Raw genomic sequence first — 23,874 nt, 5'->3', positions numbered from 1 at the left:
GTTTTAGAAACTCCCCATTTTAGCGATGCATCCGTTTACACACGCCCAACCATGAAAGGTCCGGAAAGACCCAAAACGGGCCCCACCCAGGCCAAAGCCAGACCCAAACCCGGCTTCTACATCAACTCCACCAGGAACGGCAGCTCGGTCGGGTCATAGAACGCCATGTAGTTGTCCTGGGCATCACCGACAGCGAGTTCGGCGTCTTCGTCGCCGAGGTCGGCGGCGTCGATAAGCTCGACGGCACGGCGGGTGGCGGGCTCAGCTTCTTCGATGTCGATGTGAATGGCGGCCACATCCTCAAGCGCGATGGGGCCTGAGACTTTGACCACGGATTCGCCCATGTCAGAGTGCTCCACGGCCTCCACATCCGCTGAGATGACCACCCGGCGGTGGGGATAGTCGGGTTCGTCGCCGATGGCGAGGAGGCGGAGAGAGGCCAAGGCTGCGTCATCAAACGCGATGAGCTCAATTTCTTCCTGGTCCCCGGAGGTGAAAAATGCGACGAGGGCGGGCGTGGCGGCGAAGCCCCAGCCACTGCGGGCGTGGATTCGCCCGTCGGCGTTGAGTTCCTTGAGCATGGCGTATGTCGCCGGAACGTACACGCGCATTAGAACTCGCCCTCGATGCCGAAGAGGGATTGGATTTCTACGACGGTGCGGTCAAACGCGGTATGCAGGATGCCGATCATGCCGGATTCGACGGCACCGCGGACGTTGAGGATGTCGTCGTCGATCATGGTGCATTCGTTGAGGGGCACGCCGATGGCGTCGGCGGCGGCTTGGAATGCGGCGGTTTCGGGTTTTTCGGCCCTCACTTCGCCGGAGAGTACGACGGCGTCGACGTGGCCGCGGAATTCCCACTCGCGGATGGGGTCAGCTTCGTCGCCGCCGGGGACGTTGGAGAGGATGCCGGTGGCAATCCCGGCCGCGCGCACGGCGGCGAGGAGTTCTTGCCAGCGGCGTGCGTCTTCAGCGTCGCCGTCGAGCACACCCGCGTAGTCCAGAATCAAGCCTTGCATCTTCATTTCCTCCAGCATTTTTGCTTTTCGACGTTCATTTCCCAGCCAATCCGGCCCAGTCCTGGCACAATGATACCTAGCCATTGACCCGCCTGCCTTGAGGAAAACGTTCTGCTTTCCAAGGAGGCAATAAGTGTACTATCCCGTTCCCGGCCATTCGCACCTCAAAGTCCTGGTGCCAGATGTTCCAAAGCCGGTTGATTCGCGCCCGCTGGGGCGCTCCCCAGGCCGTTTATCCCAGGCCGCCTTGTCCGGGAAGATTGGTGGTCCGGCGCCCGATCCTTCTGAGCTTGCCGCGGTGTCCCCGCTGGTACGAGTGGCGTTGGATGCAGCTTTTGGTATCCGCGATATCCGCACCTTACAGAAGCGCAGCTTCAGTTATGGTGTGCGGGCGCATGTGCGGGCACGGCGCCGGACCGGGGCACCACCGACGGGGGCGGTGCGCGTGTTGAGTGCGCATGCCCGTGGTGAGGGCGAGTACCACGGCACCGCAACCTCAGAGGGACGCAACTATGCGTGGGTGGCACGCATGAAGGACGGCCGGTTGCACGCCTTTAGGGTGCTCTAGCGCCCAAAAGCGGGCGCTAGGGGGTGCTAGGGGGCGCTAGGAAGTGGATGAGGCGGAGGGTTAGCTCTCAGCGCCCTCAGCTGCTGCCTCCTGCGCTGCCGCCTGCTGCTCAAACTGCTTGCGCAGCATGAAGAGCTGGCGGACGGTTTCTTCCTTGATGCCGTCGTTCATGGCGTGGAACATGTCGCCACCCTCCTTCTGGTACTCCACCAGAGGGTCGCGCTGCGCCATGGCGCGGAGGCCAATGCCTTCCTTGAGGTAGTCCATCTCGTAAAGGTGCTCGCGCCACTTGGCGTCGATGATCGGAAGGATGACCATGCGCTCAACGTTGCGCATCTGCTCTTCACCACCGATGGCGGCGACGTACTCTTCGAGTTTGTCGTATTGGCGGTTGGCGTCGTCAACAATTGCTTGGCGCAGCTGCGCGCCGGTGAGTTCGCCGGGGGAACCGTAATCGGAGCCGTCGATAAGCTCATCCGGGCTAAACGACGGGCCGTAGAGAGAATCCAGCGCATCCCACAGCTGGTCCAGATCCCAGTCCTCGACGTAGCCTTCGCTGGTGGCGGCGTCGACGTAAGCGGCGACGGTGTCGTCGATCATGCCACGGATCTGGTCCTTGATGTCCTTGGCTTCCAGGATCTCCAGACGCTCGCGGTAGACGACCTTGCGCTGCTCGTTGAGAACCTCATCGTATTTGAGGACGTTCTTGCGGGCCTCAAAGTTCTGGTTCTCCACCTGGGACTGGGCACCCTTGATGGAGCGGGACACCATGCCGGCCTCAATCGGGACGTCGTCGGGGACGTTGAGGCGGTTCATCATGTTTTCCATGGACTGGCCAACGAAGCGAACCATGAGGTCATCGCGCATGGACAGGTAGAAGCGGGTTTCACCCGGGTCGCCCTGACGGCCGGAGCGGCCGCGGAGCTGGTTGTCGATGCGGCGGGATTCGTGGCGTTCGGTGCCCAGGACGTAGAGGCCGCCGGCGTCACGGACTTCGTCGCCAAGCTTCTTCGAGCGATCCTTGGCCTTGGGCAGCTCTTCGTCCCATGCTGCCTGGTATGCCTCTTCATCCTCGAAGGGGTCCAGACCGCGTTCCTTGAGCTTGTGCTCCACGAGAATTTCGGGGTTACCACCCAACACGATGTCCGTACCACGGCCGGCCATGTTGGTGGACACGGTCACATTGCCGGGCAGGCCAGCCTCGGCGATGATGCGGCCTTCTTCCTCGTGGTGCTTCGCGTTGAGCACGTTGTGCTTGATGCCCTTGCGGGTGAGCAGCTGGGAAAGGTACTCGGAACGCTCGACGGAAGTGGTACCCACCAAGACAGGCTGGCCCTTCTCCACGTGCTCGGCAATATCCTCGGCGACGGCGGCGAACTTGGCTTCCTGAGTTTTGTAAATCAGGTCGTCGTGGTCCTTGCGGATGTTGGGCTTGTTCGGCGGGATCGCTACAACGCCGAGCTTGTAAATCTGGTGGAGCTCAGCTGCCTCGGTCTCAGCGGTACCGGTCATGCCGGCGAGCTTGTCGTAGAGGCGGAAATAGTTCTGCAGGGTGACGGTGGCCAGGGTCTGGTTCTCGTTCTTGATCTCCACGCCCTCTTTGGCCTCGATGGCCTGGTGCATGCCCTCGTTGTAGCGGCGGCCCGGCAGGATGCGGCCGGTGAAGGAGTCAACGATGAGGACTTCGCCCTGACGAACGATGTAGTCCTTGTCGCGCTCGAAGAGTTCCTTCGCCTTGATGGCGTTGTTCAGGTAGCTCACCAGCTGGGAGTTTTCGGGGGCATAGAGGTTGTCAATACCCAGCTGATCCTCAACGAATTCCACGCCTTTCTCGGATACACCAACGGTGCGCTTGCGCTGGTCCACTTCGTAGTGGATACCCTCACGCATGCGCGGGGCAAGCTGGGCGAAGACGGGGTAGAACTCACCGGAGGAGTCGGTGGGGCCGGAGATGATGAGGGGGGTCCGGGCTTCGTCAATAAGAATGGAGTCAACCTCATCCACGATGGCGTAGTTGTGTCCACGCTGCACCATCTCATTGACGGACTTGGTCATGTTGTCGCGCAGGTAGTCAAAGCCCAGCTCGTTGTTGGTGCCGTAGGTGATGTCAGCGTCATAGGCCTGCTTACGTTCCGGCGGGCGCATGTCGGAGAGGATCACGCCGACAGTGAGGCCGAGGAAACGGTGAACACGACCCATCATCTCCGCGTCACGCTGCGCCAGGTAATCGTTCACGGTGACAATGTGGACACCCTTGCCACCCAGGCCGTTGAGGTAGGCCGGCAGAACGGAAGTCAGGGTCTTACCCTCACCAGTTTTCATCTCCGCAACGGAACCGAAGTGGAGGGCGGCACCACCCATGATCTGCACCTTGTAGTGCTTCTGCCCCAGAACGCGCCAAGACGCTTCGCGGGCAGTAGCGAATGCGTCCAGCAGGATGTCATCCATCGTCTTGCCATCGGCGAGCGCTTCCTTGAACTCCTCGGTTTTGGCCTTGAGTTCTTCATCGGTCAGCGCTGCGTACTCGTCCTCGAGGGCGATAACATCGTCTGCGATCTTGGCGTAGCGCTTAACAGTGCGGCCTTCACCGGCGCGCAGCAGCTTGGACAGTCCTCCGAACACGTGGTGCTTCCTTCTGTAGCGGTGCGTGAGTTACTTTCCGCGAGCACAAGGCCCGCTATTCAAACCGCTATTCTACGCACATACAGCTTCGGCCCTACTTCCGGGGACCTTGGAGGATGGTGGGAGCCTCGTCCGAGACGAGAAATCCCGCCCACCGGCAACAAACCAGTGGGCGGGAGATGCGACTCAAAACGCAGGTTTACTCTGCATCCTCCGGCACGAGGGTGATCAGGCCGTAGTCATATGCGTGACGGCGGTACACCACCGACGGACGGTTCGTCTCAGAGTTGATGAACAGGTAGAAATCGTGGCCTACCAGCTCCATCTCGGACAGAGCATCGTCGACGGTCATCGGGGTTGCCGGGTGCTCCTTGGTACGCACAACGTGGCCTGGCACGTGATCCTCAACGGTGTCTGCGTACGGATCAGCCGGTGCTTCCTCAGCCTTCGCGCGTGCCTGTGCGGCTTCTGCAGCGAGCTCTGCTGCGATCTCACCAGTGGACTTCGGCTTACGGTGGCCGCCCATGGAGATCTCGCGGCGGACCTTCACCTTGCGCAGGGAGCGCTCCATCTTGCCAACGGCGGACTCCAGTGCGGCATAGAAGCTGTCTTCCTTCGCCTCGGCGCGGGCGAGGTGGCCCTTGCCGGTTGCGGTGATCTGGATGCGGTTAGCCTGCGCTTCGCGGCGCGGGTTCGGCTCGTGCTGCAGCTCAACGTGGAAGAAAGTCAACGTCGGGTCGAGCTTCTCAATCTTGGCCAGCTTGCCATTGACCCGTTCCTGGAAGTGCTCCGGAACCTCAACGTTGCGGCCGGTGATGGTCACCTGTGCTGAGGGGCTCAGGACGTCTTGGGGGCGGTCGTCTGCAGAGGTCATCTGCTTCCTCCTTGCATTCAGTGCCCGCGAACTGACGGCGGGCTAGGGAACGGTTCCACTAAGAATTATACCGGTGTCGTTTCGGCTTCTGCTACGAGTTCGCCCCTGGCTTACGCCGCCGCGAGAACCACGCACGCCACGGGGTTTCCGCCATGCACAAGAAGCTTTTCGACGCTCGCCTGCAACGTCGCCCCCGTCGTCACCACATCATCCACCACGATGAGTGGGCCATGTGGAACAGCGCTGATCTGAACATTGCCGGTGAGGTTGCGGCGGCGGGCGGATTCGTCGAGGGAGGCTTGGTCCGGGGTGGCGTCGATAAGCGAAAAGACGTCGTGTGTGGGGTGCCCGCTGGCGTGGCACACAGCTGAGACAGGATCGCCTCCGCGTGCACGTGCTGCGCTGGGGCGTGTGGGTGCGGGGATGAGATGCGCGCCTGGAGTGATCTCGCCGCGTGCCTCCAAGTAGTCGAGCGCGGCAGCGAGGACTGCGCCGATGTGACGGCGGACGGCGAGGTTCTTTTTCTCCTTCATTGCCAAGATGACCCCGCGGTGCGGCGCGTCGTAGGGGCCGAGTGCGAAGACCGGCACGTGCACGGACAAGTTTGGGATGTGCTGAAAAGGTGGCGTGGCCAGGCCCTTCTTGCACGTGGAACATAGCAGATAACCCGGCGCGCCACAGCCTGCGCACGCGCGCGGGAGGAGGAGCTCCCCGAGTTGGTGTGCGAGACCTGTCATGAGCCTGTTATTCCGGACACTACGGCTTAGGCAGGACGGGAGCCGCGCGCACGCCTTGCAGGCCGGGGACCTCGCGCCAGTTCAGCGAATCGCGGGTGGAGGTGGGCATGCGCATGATCACCTTGGAATCGGTGATGTACATCATCGAGCTATTCGCGCCGACGGCGACGACGGGGCCACCGATATTGCCCGACGGCAACGTGGTGGTGGAAAAACCGTCCTGGTCCACGCGAACGATCGGCGACTGGCGGTTGGAGGTACCCACGAGGAGCGAGCCGTCCGGCTGCCAATCCGCGGAAACCGCCGAGCCATCCAAGTCGGCGGCGTACTTCACGGTGTTGACGATGGCGCGTTTGCCATCCTCCTGGCGCTCCACCACACCGACCACGAGGTGTCCGTCAATCACCATGGCCACGCGTGCACCTGTGTGGGACAGGCGCAGCACGGTGATCTCCCCGGTGGCGTCGCGGTCTTCCCCATCGGCGTCTTGCGCGTTTGCGGGGATGAGTCCATCAGGCAACGTGAGGGCAACGTCACTGACCACCACGTCCCCGGTTGCAGCAGAACGCACAGCACGCACGACACGCTTGCCGTCTTCTACCACCCAGGCGCCACTGTGATCCGGCTCCAAACTCGGACGGGTGAGACTGCCGGCTACGAGCACCTCTTGCGAATTTCCACCCACGCTGCCCACCACGAGGGACTGATGCTGATCATCCACGTTCACAGCCGCGGCGTAGAGGCCATCATCCCCGATATCAATCTGGGAGATGTTGCCCAAAGAATTCAGGCCAGAAACCTGCTCCACCTTGGCTGGCGCCACGCTATCTAGATCCGTGACGGCGGAGACAGTCCCGTTGGACAAGGTGTACAAATCCGGCCCGGCTTCGGCGATGGGCACCGGGTTCAGGTTCTCAAAATCATCGGTGCTGATGTCAAAGCTATCCCCGATAAGACCTGCCCCGTCGGCGGAGACGGAATAGGGCCCAACTTCCCCAGCGCCCTGCAGTGTCCAGGCGATCTGCGCGGCGAAGCGGGCGCGGGTTTGTTCATCCGCACCAGCCAGGCCGGTGAATTGGTAGACCCCGTCCTTCATGCCGGTGTAGGCCACCGTGGGGGAATCCTCCGGCAGCGCCGGAGTAAGAGCGGGTGCGATGCGCTCAGAAGGACCTGAGACAAGCATGGACAGCAGTGTCGAACCAATGGAGTTCACGCGGGAGTACACCCAACGGCGGTCCGCGACAAGACGCTGGCCTGTGCTGTCGTAGAAGTACAAATTGCGTGGCTCGTAATGGTTGCGCAGATCCGTACGATCCACCACCACATCATTGGGCAGGTTAGACACACGCCACTGGCCGTCTTCCTGGGTGAGCTCCATCGTGGCCTCATAACCGCGATGCGCTGGGGTGAAAGCGCCACCCGGCTGAAGTGTGCCAATGATCCGGCCGGTGACCACATACGCGCGGGTATTCGGCTCTGCGGTGGCACGCGAGGTCATCTCAAACGTATCCAACACAATCGTGGACTCACTGGGCTTCCACTCCTTGCCCATCTCCTGGGTCAAGTACTTGCGCGCCACCTCAAAATTGCCCGTGGGGTTGGCTGAAGCCGCGAAGAACTCGCGCAACAACAAGTCCGGCTCCATGCCATCTGGCGGGGCTTGCTCCAACACCGTGTCCTGGCGCTGCTCAAACGTGCTCAAAGCATGCGGTTCTGTGCTGGTAGGCAAGGTGGCGCACCCAGCAGCAAAAAACAGCACCGGTGCAGTGACCACTGCGACAACCGTGGTGCGGAAGTTCAAGGCTCGCATTTATGCCTCCCCCTTCACAGTTTTCTCTGTATTCTCTGCCGTTTTCGCGCCTGACTTTGCATTGAGGTTTGCTCCAAGGGCCGGCGGCGCGCCCGCGGGTACCCCTGTCGGCGATCCTATGACAAAACCTGAATTCGCCTCTGGCACAGCGGCCACGGCGACACACGTGGTGCGCAGGTTACCTCCTCGCATTCATGCCTCCCCCTTTTCTGCTGTTGTCGCGCCGGGTCCTGAATTCAGGTTTGTCTCTAGGCTCGCGGGAACCTTTGTCGGCGCCCCCATGTCCAAACCTGATTTCGCCTCTGGCACCGCGTTTGGCTCCTGAACTTGCAGAGCTACGGGCTCGTGGGTGAAGCCGGCCTCGGGGTCGCGCGGCAGGATGAGGCGGAACTGGGAGCCAACGCCTGGGGTGCCGGTGGCATCCAGGATGCCGTTGTGCAGCTGGGCGTCTTCGCGCGAGATGGCCAGCCCCAGGCCGGTTCCACCGGAGTGGCGCTTGCGGGAGGAATCCGCGCGCCAGAAGCGGTTGAACACCAGCTCTTCCTGGCCTGGTTTCAGGCCCACACCACCATCGGTGACGGTGATGGCCACGGCGTCTTCTCCCTCCACCAGAGCAAGGGTGACGGGGTTGCCTTCGGAGTGGTCGATCGCATTGGCCAGCAGGTTGCGCACGATGCGCTCGATACGGCGCGGGTCCCCCACCATCGGCACCGAGTGGTCCGGCACATCAAATTCAACGGCCACATCGAGTTCTTCCGCCAAGTGGCTGGTTTGCGCCCAGGCGGATTCGATGGGGCTGCGTGCGTCGATGTTGGTAGCGGAGAGTTCGGCCACGCCGGCGTCGTGCCGCGAAATTTCCAGCAGATCCGCAAGCAAGGCTTCGAAGCGATCCAACTCGCGGATCATCAACTGTGAGGCGCGGCGCGTATGGGGTTCCAGGCTGTCCTCATCGTCCGCGATCATGTCGGCGGCCATACGCACGGTGGTCAGCGGGGTGCGTAGCTCGTGCGAAACATCGGAGGTGAACTGCCGCTGCAGGTCACCGTATTCCTCCAGCTGGTTGATCTGGCTGGAGAGTTTGTCTGCCATGTCATTGAAAGACAGGGCCAGGCGTGCCATCTCGTCCTCACCTTCCACGGCCATGCGTTCACGCAGATGACCAGCGGCAAGGCGCTCCGCAATGCGGGAGGCGGAACGCACCGGGGCAACCAGCTGCTGGGAGGAAATCCAGGCGATGCCCACCAGCAGCACAACCACCACCACACCGGCAGATGTAAGCAGACCACGCATGAGGGCCAAGGTTTGGCGCTCCGGTTCCATGTCCATGACGAGGTATAGCTGCAGGTCCGGGATGTCAGAATTGGTGGGTGTGCCGATGATGAGGGCGTTGAACGCCCGCCCCTCATGCTGCGTGGGCCAGAACTGGTATGCCACCTGGTCCTGGGAGACAAAGTCCACCAGGCGTTCTGGGATAGCAAAGTTCTCCGGTGAGGTCACCGTGCCCGCACTGGTGGGGGCCAGCAGCACGATCTCATAGGAGCCCGTTGCGGATTTGTCCTGTTGAGAGCGCTGCGCCAGGGCCGCACGCGCGGTGTTGAGGCGCCCTTGAATGGACGTTGTGGTGGTGGAGTTACTCAGCTGCTCTTCCACTTGGGCGCGCACGCGGACGATGTCCGTCTCCGCGTTGGAGATCTTCAGATCCACCAAACGCTGGGTCACCACTGATGCTAAGGCGAGGCCCAGCACACCCATGACAATCGTGGACACCAGCAAAATAGTGGCCACGAAGCGCACTTGGAGTGAGGTACGCCAACTATGGGCGAACCTCTCCCGCGTTGTGCTGAGGAAGTTAGCCAGGATTTACACCCCCGCGCGCCCAGTCTTGTAGCCCACGCCACGGACGGTGAGGACGATCTCGGGGTTTTCCGGATCGCGTTCAATCTTGGAACGCAGGCGCTGCACGTGCACGTTCACCAGGCGGGTGTCGGAGGCATTGCGGTACCCCCAGACGGACTCAAGCAGCTCCTCACGCGTGTGTACTTGGTGCGGTTTGCGGGCGAGTTCCACCAGCAGGTCAAACTCGAGTGGGGTGAGGTTAATTTCTTCGGAGTCGCGGGTGACGATGTGCTGGGGAACGTCGATAAGCAAATCCCCGATCTCCAGGATCTCGCTCGGCTCCTCCGCCGTCTGGCGCAGGCGAGCACGAATACGGGCGATGAGTTCGCGTGGTTTGAAGGGTTTGGTGATGTAATCGTCCGCCCCCGATTCCAAGCCCAGCACCACATCGACAGTGTCTGTCTTGGCGGTGAGCATGACAATCGGCACATTGGATTCCTTGCGGATCTCCTTGCAAATGTCCACGCCACTCATGCCGGGCAGCATCAGGTCCAGCAGAATGAGGTCCGGGTTGTTGCTGTGGAATGCCGGTACAGCTTCCATGCCGTCCATCACGGGGACTGCTTCGAACCCTTCTGCTTCCAGCACGATGGTCAGCATCTCTGAAATAGCGGGGTCGTCGTCGACCACAAGAATCTTGGGCGTCACCTTCGCTCCTTACAACAGTGAACCGTGGGGTGGCTGGGGATAAAGCTTTATCGCAGTGCCTTAACAGCTTGAATGATAGGCGCAGATTCGCAGGCACGAATCCACCGACCCTCCCAGCCCGTATCCGCCATGTCCGCGTAGGCTGCAAAAGTCGTGTCTTGGAGGGCGGTGTCGCGCTCGTATTTATCGCGTGTGCGGGAGGCATCCAGGCTTTCGCGTTTCGCGGCACGTTCGCGCGCTGTCTCCGGCGCAGTATCCACGAGGACCTGCAGGTCCGGCCGTGGCAGACCCAGCTTGTCAAATTCCAGGTCCGCCACCCACGCGCGGTCCTCCACGTTCCCGGTGCGCGCGGATGTGTACGCCGCATTCGAGGCCACGTAGCGGTCAAGCAGGAGAATATCGCTTGTCGACGCCGCCCACTGCCCCAACTCCTCCCCCGCCCCAGCGCGGTCCAACGCGAACATCACTGCCATGCCATGGGCGGAATCCACCAGGTCCCCCATGTTGCCGTGGAGTGCCTCTGCAGCGATCTGGGCGTGGATGGATTCGTGGTAGCGCGGGAACGACATGGTGGCCACACCAGTAATGCCATCCATTTGTGCAAGCTCACGGATGAGCGCTTGGACCAGCGTGTTCTTCCCGGCACCATCGATGCCTTCGAATGCAACGATCAACTGGTTCTCCTTCCTAGCTAGCTGTCTAACGACAGCTAGCTAGTAGCGGTAGTGTTCCGGCTTGTACGGGCCGGCGACGTCGACGCCGATGTACTCAGCCTGTTCCTTGGACAGTTCGGTGAGGTTGCCGCCGAGGGCTTCCACGTGGATGCGGGCGACCTTCTCGTCGAGGATCTTGGGCAGGCGGTACACCTGGTTGTCGTAGTTGTCGCCGTTGGTGAACAGCTCGATCTGGGCGATGGTCTGGTCGGCGAATGAGTTGGACATCACGAACGACGGGTGGCCGGTGGCGTTACCCAGGTTCAGCAGGCGACCTTCGGAGAGCACGATGATGGAGTTGCCGCTGGGCAGGGTGAACAGGTCAACCTGTGGCTTGATGTTGTCGCGGGTGACGTCCTCGCGGTGCAGGAGCGAGGCCATGTCGATTTCGTTGTCGAAGTGGCCGATGTTGCCCAGCACGGCGTGGTCCTTCATCTTGAGCATGTCGTCGAAGGTGATCACGCCTAGGTTGCCGGTGGCGGTGATGACAATGTCCGCGTCGGCAATAGCCTCGTCGACAGTAACCACCTTGTAGCCGTCCATAAGTGCCTGGAGAGCATTGATCGGGTCAACCTCGGTGACCGACACGATGGCGCCCTGGCCGTCGAGCGCCTCAGCCACGCCCTTACCCACATCGCCGTAACCGCAGACGAGGGCCTTTTTACCGCCGATGAGCATGTCGGTACCGCGGTTCAGGCCATCGAGGACGGAGTGGCGGGTGCCGTAGCGGTTATCAAACTTGGACTTGGTCACCGCGTCATTCACGTTCATCGCTGGGAACGGCAGGGTGCCCTCGTTGGCAAAGTGGTAGAGGCGGTGGACGCCAGTGGTGGTTTCTTCAGTCACGCCTTTGACGGCCTCGGCCGTCAAAGACCACTTTTGAGGTTCAGCTGCCAGGGTTTCGCGCAGCATGTTGTAGAAGGCCACCTGCTCATCCGAGTCTGTCTCATCGTTGCTCGGCACAGCGCCGGCGTTTTCAAATTCGGCGCCCTTGATCACGGCCATGGTGGCATCGCCGCCATCATCCAGAATCATGTTCGGCAGCACGCCCTCGCCCCAGCTGAAGATCTGGTTCATGCACCACCAGTACTCGTCGAGGGTCTCGCCCTTCCATGCGAAAACCGGTACGCCCTGCGGGTTCTCCGGGGTGCCGTCTTTGCCCACGACGATGGCGGCAGCAGCCGGATCCTCGGTGGAGAAGATATTGCAGGAGGCCCAGCGAACCTCCGCGCCCAGGGCGGCCAGGGTTTCAATGAGCACAGCCGTCTGCGTGGTCATGTGGATTGCACCTGCAATGCGCGCGCCCGCCAGCGGCTGCTCATCAGCGTATTCACGGCGCAGCTGCATCAGACCGGGCATCTCGTGTTCAGCCAGCTCGATCTGCTTGCGGCCGGACTCGTACAGGCTCAGGTCAGCGACCTTGTAGTCGTTGGGGCGAAGCTGGGTCATGTGGGCACTCTCCTCGTTAGGCCTCATTGGGTTTTGCTACCCCACGAGGATACGTGCCCGCCGCTTGTCTTAGGACAGTGCCTCGAGGAACTGGTCTACGTCCTGCTCCGCGTCGATGGACTCGAGGATGCTCACCGCGGCGTCAATAAGCTTCTCATCCAGCTCCACAGACGCACCGCGCAAGAAGCTGTAGGAGCTTGCGATCTCGCCGGCGGAGAACGGTGCGCCCGCCCAGATCGCCGCGATGGTAGCAGCAGCTTGGCCGTTGAGGATCTCGTCTTCGGAGGCCGCATCATCCACTGCCAGCAGGCACGCGTCGCGCACTGCCTCTGCGGTCTCGTCGGGCTCCAGCCCAGCGAGCTCATCAAGGAAGTCAACGTTGACGTCTTCGCTGAAGATATAAGTGTCCCAGGTGCTCATGTCTCATTTCTTAGTGCGTCATGCTCGCTCTGTCCACAAAATGAGCGTTTTGCTTATCCTCCTCGCCCCTTTTTCCCCACCAAGGGTGGCGCAACACGTCTTTCACCTGGTAACTTGTTATCAAGTTGTTACCCACAACGGTTGTGCAACAGATGAGGAGACCCCGGCATGGAATTGACCGGCCGCAGATTCGCCGCCTTCATGGCCATTGGCCTGGGCTTGGCGGTTGTGCTCGGCTTGGTCGTGTGGAAGTTGCCGGATTCGGGCGTGAGCATGGCGTCTGATAAGTCGGACTATGCCGGCCACCCCGTCACTGCTGCTGATGCTTCGAAGGAGCAACACACGGCGCAGACAGAAAAGACGACGCCACGCGCAGAGCAGACCACGAGCCACCGCAACAACGGTGCTTCCACTACGCTTGCTGCATCACCACGGTGGGATTCGGGTTCCCCGCGTGATCCGCTTGCCCCGCACAACGCCAAGCTAAATGGCACTGCTGGTCAGGCAACGCGTGAGCAGGCGGAAGATATGTACCGCCCGCCCAATGCCGCACCGCAGAACCGTCCGCGTTTCAGCGACAGCGAACGCAGCGATTCCCCCTCCGCGCGGACAACGCGTCAACCCTCCCCGTCTGTTGTGGAGAGCACCCCGTCTGAGCCAATACCAGACACCACGAACCCGGATGTTCCGACAGACGGCACCCCAACCCCAGGTGGTGGCACGACCCAGAACCCCACCACCCCAGCGGAGGGCCAGTCGGGTGCGGATCAAGGAACCGTAGACAACTCCGAGCCCAACACCCCCAATGCCGGAGGTGCAGAGGATTCCCCGGAACCGAAGCCTCGCCCGGAGGATCCTTTCTCCGCCTCCACACGGGAGGCAGAGGCTCCGAGCTTAACCCCGGATAATTCCTAGAACTTCGCTGACAATCGCGTCGACTTCTTCTTCAGTCTCCGCTTCAACGTTGAGGCGCAGCAGCGGCTCGGTGTTGGATGCGCGCACATTGAACCAGGCCTTCGTGTTGGCCAGGGAAACAGTGACACCGTCGAGGCGATCCACGTTCTCCGTCCGGTCGGCGAAGGCTGCCACCACAGCGTCCATCGCAGCCTGCTGGTCGGCGACTTCAGAGTTGATCTCGCCGGAGGCGGCGTAGCGGTTGTACTGCGCCATGAGTTCACTTAGTGGCTTGTCCTGCTCCGCTAGCGCGGCCAGCACGTGGAGTGCAGCCACCATGCCGGAGTCCGCGTTGAAGAACTCGGCGAAGTAGTAGTGGGCAGAGTGCTCGCCACCGAACAACGCACCCTTATCCGCCATCTGCGCCTTGATGTAGGAGTGCCCCACGCGGGTGCGCACCGGCACGCCACCCTTGGCCTCCACGAGCTCCGGCACCGCGCGCGAGGTGATCGCGTTGTAAATGATCGTCGCCCCCGGCGCCTGCTCTAGGGTCCGTTCCGCCACCAGCGCGGTAATCGCGGACGGGGACACTGGATCCCCCTTCTCATCAACAACGAAGCAGCGGTCCGCGTCCCCATCAAAAGCAAGGCCAATATCAGCTTTTTGCTTCACGACGAATCCCTGCAAGTCCACCAAATTCTTCGGATCCAGCGGATTGGCCTCGTGGTTGGGGAAGGTGCCGTCCAGCTCGAAGTAGAGCGGGCGTACATCCATGTCATCCAGAACGGCCGGCACAGTGTGGCCGGCCATGCCGTTCGCGGCGTCCACAGCGATGACCAGGTTGCGGTCCGTGTTCACCGGCACCAGCTGGCGCAGGAAGGTGGCATAGTCCGCCAACACGTCGCGCTTTTCGGTGGTGCCGTGGGTGCCGGAGTAGGAGGGGACGCCATGAATAAGCATCTGCGTGATCTCGGCGAGACCGGAATCCTGCGAGACCGGCGTAGCACCCGTGCGGCAAAGCTTGATGCCGTTGTACTGCGCCGGGTTGTGGGAGGCAGTGAACATAGCCCCTGCACACCCGATGGTGCCGGCTGCGAAGTAGAGCTCATCCGTGGAGGTCAACCCCAAGTCCAGCACGTTGAGACCCTGGCACATCACACCCTGGCCGAACGCCGCGGACAACGCCGGGGAGGAAGGACGCATGTCATAGCCGACGGCAATGGTGGTCTCCCCTTCCTCGCGCAAAATGGAGGCGAAGGCGGCACCGGCATCAAAGACAAAGTCCTCATCCAGCACGGCATTCGGGTAGGGCTCCACGATGCCGCGGACGTCATAGGCTTTCACCGCGGACTCCACAACAGCGCGGGCACGAGTGCGGGGTGAGGGATTCTGGGTTGGCTGATTCATGGCAATCGATCCTAGACGATAGCCTGGGCCAACCCGCGCAGGAACCGCTGGTAAACAGCTGCTAACTTAGTCCTCTTCTGAGGGCTCTACCTGCTGATTCTCTGGATCCGGCACAACACTCAAGTGCGCGCGACGCGCTGCCTTATGCTCAGCCAGGTGCTGCCCCACCCGCTTCGTGCGGTAGACGGGGTGGTTAGAGGTCTGCGGGTTAGTCACATCACGGTTCGCATCAAACTCAATGGGGTCCTGAGTGGTGTCCACCAGTCCCGTGGTCACACGCCCAGCCTCACGCACTGCCTCGGCCAGAGCGGTCAGCTCCTCCTCGTCGGAAAGCTCAATCGCGTCAATGCGCACCATCTCCCACCCCACCGGAGCCGTGATGTGATCCGAGTGGCGGTTGCACAGATCCCACGCGTGTGGGTCCGTGGTTGGGGAAAGCGGGCCAACGATGGCGGTTTTATCGGGGTACGCATAAACAAGCGTGGCGGTAGCAGGGCGACCACACCCCGGACGGCAACAACGACGGAAGGTACTCACGGTGCACCAGTGTAGGCCCGCGCCCGCAAATTTCTTCCCGCGCCACGCGGCGCGCCGTGGACTCGGCCCCGCAGTGGCGGGCCTACATTAGGCCATATGACTAACCAAGCCCCCTCCCCCGGTAGCGGACCAACGCACCTGCCACCGCGGCGCGACCGCCACGGCCGCGGCACACGGGGGCCACTCCTCCCGGTCGCTGTTCCGCGGTACCGGACACGCTCCACATCCTTTGACCAAGCGGTGTTGGAGGCCTATGCCCCACTGCAGAACGCCTACTTTGAGCAGCTCGCCGGCGTTGACTTGGCGGTGGACACCATCCCACGCATGCGTTTGCGTGCGGATATGGCGGTACTGCCCGATGAGATCTTTGCGGACGGCCCCGTGCCTTTGGGGCGTGTGCTCCAGGCCGGTGTTGACCGTGCTGGTCGCCCCACGCGCGCCCGCATTGTCATCTTCCGCATGCCGGTAGAGCAGCGCACCAACTCTACGGTGGAGCGCCATGAGCTGCTCACCATCATCCTCACCGCACTCGTAGCGCAATACCTGAATTTGGACCCGCGGGATATTGACCCGGGTTTCAACTGGTAAACGCGCCACCAGCAGAAACGCAAACATGGCAAAACAAAAACCCGGGTGAAGCCGGGTCTGAATTCAGGTTTTACTCTAGCCAATCTGGCGGCGTAGGCGGCGGCGCTCACGATCGGAGAGACCACCCCATATACCAAAGCGCTCATCGTGCTCGAGTGCGTATTCAAGGCACTCATCACGGACGGCGCAGGCCTGGCAGATGCGCTTAGCCTCACGGGTGGAGCCGCCCTTCTCGGGGAAGAAGGCTTCCGGGTCCGTCTGCGCGCACAGCGCTTGGTCCTGCCACTCCTGCTCGACGGTGCCAAAGAGTTCGTCGAGGGTCATTCCGCCCGCGGCTGCGCCGCGGAGAATGGCGTTGTCAACCATGTCTTCCACGCCATCCCCTTTCTATGTCGGTACTTCCTTGCCCTTGGCGCCCTTGTGGCACTGCCGGTAACCGTGGATCGGTTAGTTACACCTTTGTTATTAGAACCCGTGGCCCTAAATAGCGTCAACATAGATGTTGCAAAAAGAAGTGTTTTCCGCAGGAATATTGGTTGACCCCCTTGTGGGGCACCACATGAGTCACATTAGTCACAGCTCTTTTTCACCGGGGGTAGGTAGCGGGGGTACTACATGTAGTAGGCGCTCCAAGTCGGGGCAACTAATCGGCTGGTCCTCGGCGTGTCGCTACGCATCCGGGGAGAAACGCACTCCCAGATCCGGGATGCTCACGCCCGGCCAAATACGCATTCCACCCTGCAACTCACAACGCGCACCAATACTCACGCCATCACCGATGACGCAGTCCTGGATGCGGGCATTCGCGCCGATCGTTGCACCCGAGGCAATGATGGAATCACGGATCACCGCGCCCGGCTCCACCGTCACACCGTCGAAGATCACACAGTCATCCAGGCGGCAGCCCGCACCGATCGTGGTGCCACGGCCCACGGAGGTGCCACCGACGAGGATGGCGCCGCTGGCGATGCCGGCGGAGTCGTCGACAAGCGATTCTCCCGCGCGACCTTCCAGCAACGGCGAGGGCGCGATGCCGCGAACGAGATCCGAGGAGCCTTGCACGAAATCACTCGGACGGCCCATGTCACGCCAGTAAGACATGTCCACGTGCCCCCACACACGCGCACCGGACTTGAGCAGGCCAGGGAAAGTCTCACGCTCAACGGAGACCACGCGACCAGCCGGGATCTGGCGGATAACATCGCGCTGGAAGACGTAGCAACCAGCGTTGATCTGGTCCGTCGGCGGCGCCTCAGTCTTCTCCAGGAAGGCCTGCACACGCCCCTCCCCGTCCGTGGGCACGGACCCGAACTGGCTCGGATCAGGCACGCGCACGAGGTGGAGGGTGACATCAGCTTCATGCTCAGCATGCGTAGCCAGCACGGCATTCAGGTCTGCGCCGGAGAGCACATCACCGTTGAAGATCATAGCCGTCTCATGGCGCAGGTACGGCTCCACATTGCGGATCGCACCGCCAGTGCCCAGCGCTTCTTCCTCAACGACGTAATCGATCTCCAGCCCGAACTCGGAGCCGTCACCGAAGTACTCCTCAAACACCTCTGCTTTGTAGGAGGTGCCCATGACCACGTGCTGGATCCCCGCCGCCTTGATGCGGGCCAACAGGTGCGCCAGGAACGGGTAGCCCGCCGTGGGCAGCATCGGCTTCGGTGTATTCACCGTCAGTGGGCGCAGCCGCGTACCTTGGCCGCCAACCAGAACAACGGCGTCAACCTTTGACGGATCAATGCTGTGTGCCATACGGCAAGGTCTCCTTCAACACAAAGCTTTTGGTGTTTATGGTTTCTCGGTTAAACCTAACCCGCCAACGCACGCAACCCGGCTATTGACGGGGCCAGATCTACGCGCCGCGCCCCAGCACGCGCAACAGCAATGCCCGGCCTTTGAGGCCCGCCCACAATGCGGCGCGGACGGGGGCTTGCCACCAGTGCGGGAGGCGGTCCGCCTGGAAGCGGTAGGCAGAATCATGGTGTGCGGGCACAGTAACAGCAGAATATTTCTTCGCTGAATGCCCTTGATCATGCGCAATAATCGCGTCCGGGGTAAAGATGTTCTGCCACCCGGCACGGGTGAGCCGATCACCGAAGTCAATGTCTTCGAAGTACATGAAGTAGCGCTCGTCGAAGCCACCGATTGCGTCAAAAGCCTCCCAGCGCACGAGCAGACAAGAGCCGGAAAGCCAGCCCGCTTCTCTGCGTCGACTGAGGTCTTCTCCCGCCTTATACGCCTGGGAGAACGGATTGCCCGGCCAAAACGGGTAGAGCACGGCGTGGCCGATGCCGGTGACCAAGGTGGGTACTTCGCGGGCGGAGGGGTACGCGGAACCGTCTGCCTCCTCAATGCGTGGTCCCACTGCCCCGGCGCGGGGGCTGGCGTCCGCGCATTCAATGAGGCGGTCGATGGAACCGGGCATGAATTCCACGTCCGGGTTGACCACGAGGACGTAGTCGGTGTTGATCTCACCGGCAGCGCGCTGCTGCGTCAGCGCCTGTGCCGCGGCGTTGATCGCCGGACCGTAGCCAATGTTGCCACCAGTGGGCAGGTACACCACGTTGTCCTGCTGCTGGGCTAACTGCTGGGCGGCGCCGTCGGTAGAACCGTTGTCCGCGCACACGAGCAGAGTGGGGTGCCGGGTTGCCGCGCCCAGGGACTCCGCGAGCGCCAGCAGGTGCCGGCCTGGGTTGTATGTCACCGTGACTACGGCCAACGGTGCTGGATGCTTCGTCCCACTCGGAGTATTCACAGTGCGGAAGTGTAGAGCATTGCAACACGGAAATGGGCTGTGCTTGCCGTATACTCCTAACCTGATTTCATCCCACCAGCACCACGACATCAAGGGCGGCGTTCTGTGAGCGATAAGTACAGGCCTGTGCGCGACATTCAACCGGCGCCGTCGCGCGTGAAAGACTTGTCCCAGGTCGGCCACCCGCTGCTCAAAAGCGCGCTGGCGGCAATCGCCGTGCTCATCCTCGCGGTCACCGGCATGGGCTACTACTCGGTGGGCACGTTGGGTTCCAACCTTGCCGGTGCGGACCTGGAACTCGGCGGCAAAGACGGCAACAAGAATGACCTCAAGGGCTCTGACGGTGCAGTGGACATCTTGCTTGTCGGCTCCGATTCCCGCGCGGATGCGCAAGGCAACCCACTCACCCAAGAGGAACTCGCACGCCTTAACGCGGGTGAGGCCGATGGTGAGCTCAACACCGACACGATCATCGTGGTGCGTGTGCCTAATGATGGCTCCCGTGCCACCGCCGTGTCCATCCCCCGCGACACCTACATCCGTGACCGCCGCTTGGGCAATACCAAGATCAACGGCGTGTACGGCGAGTACGCCCTGCAGAAGCGCGAGGAACTGGTCAACGAAGGTGTGGAAGGCCGCGAACTCGAAGAGAAAGTCGCTCAGGCTGGCCAGCAAGGTCTGATCAATGCTGTAGCGGACCTCACTGGTGTGGAAGTTGACCACTACGCCGAGGTGGGTCTGCTTGGCTTCGTCCTGCTGACGGATGCTGTCGGCGGCGTGGAAGTCTGCCTCAATGAAGCCGTGAATGAGCCACTGTCCGGCGCGAACTTCCCCGCCGGTCGCTCCACCCTCGATGGTGCACAGGCCTTGGCCTTCGTGCGTCAACGCCATGACCTGCCGCGCGGTGACTTGGACCGCATCGTGCGCCAGCAGGTCTTCATGGCTTCGCTGGTCAATGAGATCATCTCCGCCGGCACCCTGTCCAACCCGAACAAGCTACGTGAACTGTCCACGGCGGTGGAGCGTTCCGTCACCGTGGATAAAGGCTGGGACATCATGTCCATGGCCACGCAGATGTCTGACCTGGCCGCCGGCAACGTCACCTTCCAAACCATCCCGGTGACCTCCATCAACGGCGTGGGTGATTACGGCGAGTCCATCGTCACCGTCGACGTCGCCCAAGTGCACGCCTACATGGAAACGCTTTCGCGCGAGCAGGAGCAGAACAGCGACACCAGCGACGCCAACGACAGGAATAACAACCAGGACAACACACCAACCGAAGCCCCCGCCGAGTTGAACGGCAAGACCGTGGACGTGCTCAATGCTGGTAGCACCTCCGGCCTGGCCGCGGGTGTCGGCGCATACGTGAAGGAACACGGCGTCACGGTGGATAACGTGACCAACGCCATGCCGGGTGTCTACTACGAATCCCAGATCGTTGCCGCCCGCGCGGATGACCCGGCAGCAATTGAGCTGGCGCGCATGCTCGGTGGCCTGCCTATCACCGTGAATGAGAGCCTGGACAGCACCTCCCTCATCGTGGTCACCGCCGACGATTACGTCGGCCCGACCTCCGAAGCGGTTGACCTGCCACAGCCCTCGACCTCTTCCTCCAACACCGTGGGCACACCGGGCGAGGATTTCGGCACAGCCGAGGTGGCGCCCGAGTTCAATGCCGGTGGCTCAGGCCCGCGCTGCGTGAACTAAAGCCTCTACTATGGGGGCGCATGAGCATGCTCGCCCCACTCCTGGCCACCGACCCCGCCGCCCCACGCCTCACCGTCTACGACGAAACAGCAGGCACGCGCGTGGAGTTCTCCGCCATCACGTTGGACAATTGGGCCAACAAGATTGCCAACATGCTTATCGACGAATTCGATGCCCCCACCGAAATCCTCCTCGACCTACCCGTCTCCTGGCAGGCCGCCGTCTTGCCCATCGGGATCTCCACCGCCGGGTTGAGCACCACTGTGGATACGGCACAGAACAGCACCCCCTCCGCGGAACCCCGCCTGGTGTTCACCACCACTTCACGTGCGGAACTGTGGGCCGATGCCGGTGTCGCCGATGTGGCTGTGGTGTCCGATGATCCTTTCGGTCGTGGCGTTGTCGAATCCGGTGGCCAGCTCCCCTTAGGCGCCGTTGATTTCGGCCCCACCGTGCGCTTCTACGGCGACCAGTACTACGGCGAGACTCCTGATCTTGCCCAGTGGCGCAACCCGGAGATCACCGATACCCCGGAACGCCTTCTCATCCCCGGTTGGCGTGACCGCGAGGAATTCGACCGCTACGTGCTTGCCCCGCTTGCTGCCAACGGCTCCGTCGTCGTTGTCACCGGCATGACCTCTGCCGAGCGCCTTGCCCACATCGCGGAGACCGAAAAGGTTACCCGCCAACTCACGTAGGCCTTACCGGTCCAACCAGTGCAACAGCCGCCGCCACGCCACCCGCGCTGCCGAATGCGGCACCGCGATGATCTCCCGCGCGTAGTTTTTCACCCGTGACCTACGCGGGGTCGGCGCCGCCACCACCTCAATGGGAATCCCCAGGTGCAAAGCCCACACCCGCGTGCGCCCCACATGAAAACCGTTAGTCACCACCGTCAGCTTCTCCGCCTCCGGCAGCAGCGCGCGGGAACGCTCGAGATTCTCGTTCGTGGACGTCGCCCATGGCTCCTCAATCACGTCCGCCGGGTCCACGCCCCGCTCCACGAGCCACTGCGCCATCACCGCGGACTCCCCCTTGCCCGTCACCACAACAGTGCGTGGCCGCGTCGCCCGATACAGATCCAGGCCCGCTTGCAGGCGCGCCTCAAGCATTAACGACGGCTCCCCGTCCCTCACCCGCGCCCCCAAAATCACTAACGGGTGTGGCACTTACTCACCAAGCAGACGCTTCCGTAGAGCCTCATCCTTGCGCTCCACCTCATTAGCCATGTTCACCTGGTAGTCCACCATCTTCTGACGCATCTGCGCATCAGCCGTGCCCAGGATGCGCGCCGCGAGAAGGCCCGCGTTCTTCGCACCACCGATGGACACCGTGGCCACCGGGACACCACCCGGCATCTGCACGATGGACAGCAAAGAATCCAGGCCATCCAGATCAGCCAACGCACGCGGAATACCAATCACCGGCAACGGCGTCGCCGCAGCAACCATGCCCGGCAGGTGTGCAGCGCCACCAGCACACGCGATGATCACCTCAAGGCCACGCTCATGCGCGCTCTTGGCGTACGCCAGCATTTTCTCCGGGGTGCGGTGCGCGGACACAACACCCACCTCAAAGCGGATGCCAAACTCAGCCAGGACCTCCGCCGCGGGTGCGACAGTGTCCCAGTCCGAATCCGAACCCATGATGATTCCAACCTGCGGTTGCATAGCTTTCCTCCCAGCTCACTCAGTTCCCACAGTGCTATTTCGCAGTGCTATTTTGCAGTTCCGTTCACAATGATCTCAGCCGCTGCCTTCGCCCGCGACAGAACCGTATCCAGATCAGCGCCAGCCACATTGACGTGACCCATCTTGCGGCCCGGGCGGTAGCCCTTGCCGTACAAGTGGACCTTCGCCTCAGGGAACTGACGCATGACCTCCATGACGCGCTCTTCCATCGGCTGCGCCGGCTCTTCGTCCGAGCCCAGAGTGTTCACCATGACGGTGTAGTTAGCCGTGGTGTCCACCGAGCCCAGCGGCCAATCCAGAACAGCACGCAGATGCTGCTCAAACTGGCTAGTCACGCAGCCGTCCTGCGTCCAGTGACCAGTGTTATGTGGGCGCATGGCTAGCTCATTCACCGTGACAGCTGGTTCACCGGAGGCGTCCGTGTGGGCGAAGAGCTCCACGGCCAAGACACCGGTGACGTCCAGTTCGGAAGCAATCTTCGTGGCCAGCTCCTGGCAGAACGCAGCTTGCTCAGCCGTCATGTTCGGAGCCGGCGCGATCGTTTCAACGCAGATGCCATCCCGCTGGCGGGACTCCACGACAGGCCAGGCCTTGATCTCACCGGAAGGTGTGCGCGCGACCATGGCGGACAGTTCACGGTCGAAGTTGATCTTCCGCTCAGCGTAGAGCGGGGTGCCCTTGTCCAGCAGATCGCTGACCAGGGCGCGCGCGTCTTCTTCGGTCTTGGGGAACCACACTCCATGTCCGTCGTAGCCACCGCGCGTTGCCTTGAGGCACATCGCACCATCGACGGAAGTGAAGAACTCGGCGGCATCATCAGCACTATCAATGGGAGCGAACTCCGGCAACGGGGCGCCGATCTCCTTCATCTTGCGACGCTGCTCCAACTTGTCTTGAGCGAAGATCAAAGCGTGCGGCTGTGGTTGCACGCTCACGCCCTCAGCGATGAGCTGGTCGAGGAACTCATTGGGCACGTGCTCGTGGTCAAAGGTTGCGGCGGTCGCGCCAGCACACACGCGTTTGACGTCATCGAGGTTTTTGTAATCCCCGATCTCCACGTCACCGAAGACCTGGGCGGCGGACGAGTCCGGCGCACCAGCAAGCACGCGGGGTGCAAGACCGAGCTCGATGGCTTCGGTGTGCATCATGCGCGCAAGTTGGCCGTCGCCGATCACGGCAAGAACGGGCATGCCCTGCGCGCCGCGGGTGGCATCTGACTTCGGATTCGACTTCGCGTTGCTCACGAGTGCCTACTCTACTGAGCAATCGCTGCACTCGGCCGGATGACCTCCCCGAATGGGTCTAGCAACGTCTTAGCAACGTTCTAGCGGAGTGGGGCTGCGGGGTATATGGCTGGAGGGAATGTGGACAAATGTGTCCGATTGTGGCGTGGTGAGGGTGTGAGCTGGGGCTTTGGTGCGTGGAGAAACGGACGCAGAGTGTGTCCGCTTGTTTAGCGGACATCGGCACAGGTCAACGACGGCAAGAAGTGGGAAGTGGACAAGGATGTCCGCATCGTCTGTAGCGT

Annotated in this window: 24 protein-coding genes; 5 read left to right on the top strand and 19 right to left on the bottom strand. The window is 62.0% G+C overall.

The window, feature by feature from the left end:
- Positions 1 to 116 precede the first annotated feature (116 nt).
- Together QP994_RS07680 and QP994_RS07675 are read right to left on the bottom strand one after the other, a co-directional pair.
- Complete coding sequence (locus tag QP994_RS07680) at positions 117 to 611, bottom strand: DUF6912 family protein (RefSeq protein WP_284865984.1); 495 nt, start codon at positions 609 to 611, stop codon at positions 117 to 119.
- A complete protein-coding gene (locus tag QP994_RS07675; RefSeq protein WP_284866011.1) occupies positions 611 to 1,021 on the bottom strand; it encodes an HAD-IA family hydrolase in 411 nt (136 codons plus the stop codon). Before QP994_RS07675 ends, QP994_RS07680 begins: the two co-directional genes overlap by 1 nt.
- Positions 1,022 to 1,154: 133 nt before the next feature.
- Here QP994_RS07675 and QP994_RS07670 point away from each other — a divergent pair, with 133 nt between their 5' ends.
- Positions 1,155 to 1,589: a hypothetical protein gene (locus QP994_RS07670; RefSeq protein WP_284855451.1), complete on the top strand. Its 435-nt coding sequence runs from the start codon at positions 1,155 to 1,157 to the stop codon at positions 1,587 to 1,589.
- A 60-nt stretch (positions 1,590 to 1,649) separates the two neighbouring features.
- Here QP994_RS07670 and secA read toward each other — a convergent pair whose 3' ends face one another.
- From secA to QP994_RS07625, 9 genes are all read right to left on the bottom strand, one after another.
- Positions 1,650 to 4,211, bottom strand: coding sequence for a preprotein translocase subunit SecA (secA, locus tag QP994_RS07665; RefSeq protein WP_284865982.1), 2,562 nt, complete (start codon positions 4,209 to 4,211; stop codon positions 1,650 to 1,652).
- 199 nt (positions 4,212 to 4,410) lie between these two features.
- The gene (gene hpf, locus QP994_RS07660) at positions 4,411 to 5,085 is read right to left on the bottom strand and encodes a ribosome hibernation-promoting factor, HPF/YfiA family (protein ID WP_284855453.1); all 675 of its coding nucleotides are present in this window, start codon (positions 5,083 to 5,085) and stop codon (positions 4,411 to 4,413) included.
- Between the two features lie 110 nt (positions 5,086 to 5,195).
- The gene (locus QP994_RS07655; RefSeq protein ID WP_284865980.1) at positions 5,196 to 5,675 is read right to left on the bottom strand and encodes a ComF family protein; all 480 of its coding nucleotides are present in this window, start codon (positions 5,673 to 5,675) and stop codon (positions 5,196 to 5,198) included.
- Positions 5,676 to 5,841: 166 nt separating this feature from the next.
- Positions 5,842 to 7,632, bottom strand: a complete 1,791-nt coding sequence (locus tag QP994_RS07650) for an LpqB family beta-propeller domain-containing protein (protein WP_284865978.1) — start codon at positions 7,630 to 7,632, stop codon at positions 5,842 to 5,844.
- Positions 7,633 to 7,824: 192 nt separating this feature from the next.
- Positions 7,825 to 9,489 carry an MtrAB system histidine kinase MtrB gene (gene mtrB / locus QP994_RS07645; protein ID WP_284855539.1) on the bottom strand — a complete coding sequence of 555 codons (1,665 nt, stop codon included), beginning with the start codon at positions 9,487 to 9,489 and terminating at the stop codon, positions 7,825 to 7,827.
- A gap of 3 nt (positions 9,490 to 9,492) precedes the next feature.
- Entirely contained in the window at positions 9,493 to 10,176 is a 684-nt protein-coding gene (gene mtrA / locus QP994_RS07640; RefSeq protein WP_284855456.1) for an MtrAB system response regulator MtrA, read from the bottom strand.
- Positions 10,177 to 10,223: 47 nt separating this feature from the next.
- On the bottom strand, positions 10,224 to 10,850 hold the full coding sequence (locus QP994_RS07635) for a dTMP kinase (RefSeq protein WP_284855457.1): 627 nt from the start codon (positions 10,848 to 10,850) through the stop codon (positions 10,224 to 10,226).
- A 39-nt stretch (positions 10,851 to 10,889) separates the two neighbouring features.
- The gene (ahcY, locus tag QP994_RS07630) at positions 10,890 to 12,338 is read right to left on the bottom strand and encodes an adenosylhomocysteinase (RefSeq protein ID WP_284865976.1); all 1,449 of its coding nucleotides are present in this window, start codon (positions 12,336 to 12,338) and stop codon (positions 10,890 to 10,892) included.
- A 69-nt stretch (positions 12,339 to 12,407) separates the two neighbouring features.
- A complete protein-coding gene (locus QP994_RS07625) occupies positions 12,408 to 12,758 on the bottom strand; it encodes a DUF4259 domain-containing protein (RefSeq protein WP_284855459.1) in 351 nt (116 codons plus the stop codon).
- Positions 12,759 to 12,926: 168 nt separating this feature from the next.
- Here QP994_RS07625 and QP994_RS07620 point away from each other — a divergent pair, with 168 nt between their 5' ends.
- On the top strand, positions 12,927 to 13,673 hold the full coding sequence (locus QP994_RS07620) for a hypothetical protein (protein WP_284855460.1): 747 nt from the start codon (positions 12,927 to 12,929) through the stop codon (positions 13,671 to 13,673).
- Here QP994_RS07620 and QP994_RS07615 read toward each other — a convergent pair.
- Together QP994_RS07615 and QP994_RS07610 are read right to left on the bottom strand one after the other, a co-directional pair.
- Positions 13,653 to 15,059: a phosphomannomutase/phosphoglucomutase gene (locus QP994_RS07615; protein ID WP_284865974.1), complete on the bottom strand. Its 1,407-nt coding sequence runs from the start codon at positions 15,057 to 15,059 to the stop codon at positions 13,653 to 13,655. The genes QP994_RS07620 and QP994_RS07615 overlap by 21 nt on opposite strands.
- Before the next feature lie 66 nt (positions 15,060 to 15,125).
- A complete protein-coding gene (locus QP994_RS07610; RefSeq protein ID WP_284865973.1) occupies positions 15,126 to 15,596 on the bottom strand; it encodes a DUF3499 domain-containing protein in 471 nt (156 codons plus the stop codon).
- Positions 15,597 to 15,692: 96 nt separating this feature from the next.
- Between QP994_RS07610 and QP994_RS07605 the strand changes: the two genes are divergently transcribed.
- Positions 15,693 to 16,184 (top strand): metallopeptidase family protein, encoded by a 492-nt coding sequence (locus QP994_RS07605; RefSeq protein ID WP_284865971.1) that lies wholly within the window; start codon positions 15,693 to 15,695, stop codon positions 16,182 to 16,184.
- Between the two features lie 75 nt (positions 16,185 to 16,259).
- On the opposite strand, the gene QP994_RS07600 is transcribed toward QP994_RS07605, so the two are convergent.
- The 3 genes from QP994_RS07600 to QP994_RS07590 form a co-directional block, all read right to left on the bottom strand.
- Positions 16,260 to 16,550: a WhiB family transcriptional regulator gene (locus tag QP994_RS07600; RefSeq protein ID WP_370687010.1), complete on the bottom strand. Its 291-nt coding sequence runs from the start codon at positions 16,548 to 16,550 to the stop codon at positions 16,260 to 16,262.
- 303 nt (positions 16,551 to 16,853) lie between these two features.
- Positions 16,854 to 17,942 carry a mannose-1-phosphate guanylyltransferase gene (manB, locus tag QP994_RS07595; protein WP_284855464.1) on the bottom strand — a complete coding sequence of 363 codons (1,089 nt, stop codon included), beginning with the start codon at positions 17,940 to 17,942 and terminating at the stop codon, positions 16,854 to 16,856.
- A 100-nt stretch (positions 17,943 to 18,042) separates the two neighbouring features.
- Complete coding sequence (locus tag QP994_RS07590) at positions 18,043 to 18,945, bottom strand: glycosyltransferase family 2 protein (RefSeq protein ID WP_284865970.1); 903 nt, start codon at positions 18,943 to 18,945, stop codon at positions 18,043 to 18,045.
- 105 nt (positions 18,946 to 19,050) lie between these two features.
- Between QP994_RS07590 and QP994_RS07585 the strand changes: the two genes are divergently transcribed.
- Positions 19,051 to 20,655: an LCP family protein gene (locus QP994_RS07585; RefSeq protein WP_284865968.1), complete on the top strand. Its 1,605-nt coding sequence runs from the start codon at positions 19,051 to 19,053 to the stop codon at positions 20,653 to 20,655.
- Positions 20,656 to 20,675: 20 nt separating this feature from the next.
- Positions 20,676 to 21,353 (top strand): TIGR03089 family protein, encoded by a 678-nt coding sequence (locus QP994_RS07580; RefSeq protein ID WP_284865967.1) that lies wholly within the window; start codon positions 20,676 to 20,678, stop codon positions 21,351 to 21,353.
- Positions 21,354 to 21,356: 3 nt separating this feature from the next.
- Here the strand turns inward: QP994_RS07580 and QP994_RS07575 are convergent, their stop codons facing one another.
- The 3 genes from QP994_RS07575 to QP994_RS07565 are packed head-to-tail and all read right to left on the bottom strand — an operon-like array spanning position 21,357 to position 23,590.
- Positions 21,357 to 21,809: a YdcF family protein gene (locus QP994_RS07575; RefSeq protein WP_350338201.1), complete on the bottom strand. Its 453-nt coding sequence runs from the start codon at positions 21,807 to 21,809 to the stop codon at positions 21,357 to 21,359.
- Between the two features lie 15 nt (positions 21,810 to 21,824).
- Positions 21,825 to 22,325 (bottom strand): 5-(carboxyamino)imidazole ribonucleotide mutase, encoded by a 501-nt coding sequence (gene purE, locus QP994_RS07570; protein WP_284865963.1) that lies wholly within the window; start codon positions 22,323 to 22,325, stop codon positions 21,825 to 21,827.
- A gap of 47 nt (positions 22,326 to 22,372) precedes the next feature.
- Complete coding sequence (locus QP994_RS07565; protein ID WP_284865962.1) at positions 22,373 to 23,590, bottom strand: 5-(carboxyamino)imidazole ribonucleotide synthase; 1,218 nt, start codon at positions 23,588 to 23,590, stop codon at positions 22,373 to 22,375.
- Positions 23,591 to 23,874 lie beyond the last annotated feature (284 nt).

Origin of the sequence: Corynebacterium sp. MSK044 (assembly GCF_030232825.1) — a bacterium.
GTDB lineage: Bacteria > Actinomycetota > Actinomycetes > Mycobacteriales > Mycobacteriaceae > Corynebacterium.
Note: the sequence above shows the minus strand (reverse complement) of the source record. Positions and strands in the feature narration are given on the sequence as shown.

Coding starts and splice junctions, on each gene's coding strand:
- QP994_RS07580 (WP_284865967.1), top strand. CDS start 20,676: ATGAGCATGCTCGCCCCACTCCTGGCCACCGACCCCGCCGCCCCACGC.
- QP994_RS07620 (WP_284855460.1), top strand. CDS start 12,927: ATGGAATTGACCGGCCGCAGATTCGCCGCCTTCATGGCCATTGGCCTG.
- QP994_RS07675 (WP_284866011.1), bottom strand. CDS start 1,021: ATGCAAGGCTTGATTCTGGACTACGCGGGTGTGCTCGACGGCGACGCT.
- QP994_RS07600 (WP_370687010.1), bottom strand. CDS start 16,550: ATGGTTGACAACGCCATTCTCCGCGGCGCAGCCGCGGGCGGAATGACC.
- QP994_RS07650 (WP_284865978.1), bottom strand. CDS start 7,632: ATGCGAGCCTTGAACTTCCGCACCACGGTTGTCGCAGTGGTCACTGCA.
- purE (WP_284865963.1), bottom strand. CDS start 22,325: ATGCAACCGCAGGTTGGAATCATCATGGGTTCGGATTCGGACTGGGAC.
- QP994_RS07625 (WP_284855459.1), bottom strand. CDS start 12,758: ATGAGCACCTGGGACACTTATATCTTCAGCGAAGACGTCAACGTTGAC.
- hpf (WP_284855453.1), bottom strand. CDS start 5,085: ATGACCTCTGCAGACGACCGCCCCCAAGACGTCCTGAGCCCCTCAGCA.
- ahcY (WP_284865976.1), bottom strand. CDS start 12,338: ATGACCCAGCTTCGCCCCAACGACTACAAGGTCGCTGACCTGAGCCTG.
- manB (WP_284855464.1), bottom strand. CDS start 17,942: ATGGCACACAGCATTGATCCGTCAAAGGTTGACGCCGTTGTTCTGGTT.
- QP994_RS07615 (WP_284865974.1), bottom strand. CDS start 15,059: ATGAATCAGCCAACCCAGAATCCCTCACCCCGCACTCGTGCCCGCGCT.
- QP994_RS07605 (WP_284865971.1), top strand. CDS start 15,693: ATGACTAACCAAGCCCCCTCCCCCGGTAGCGGACCAACGCACCTGCCA.
- QP994_RS07680 (WP_284865984.1), bottom strand. CDS start 611: ATGCGCGTGTACGTTCCGGCGACATACGCCATGCTCAAGGAACTCAAC.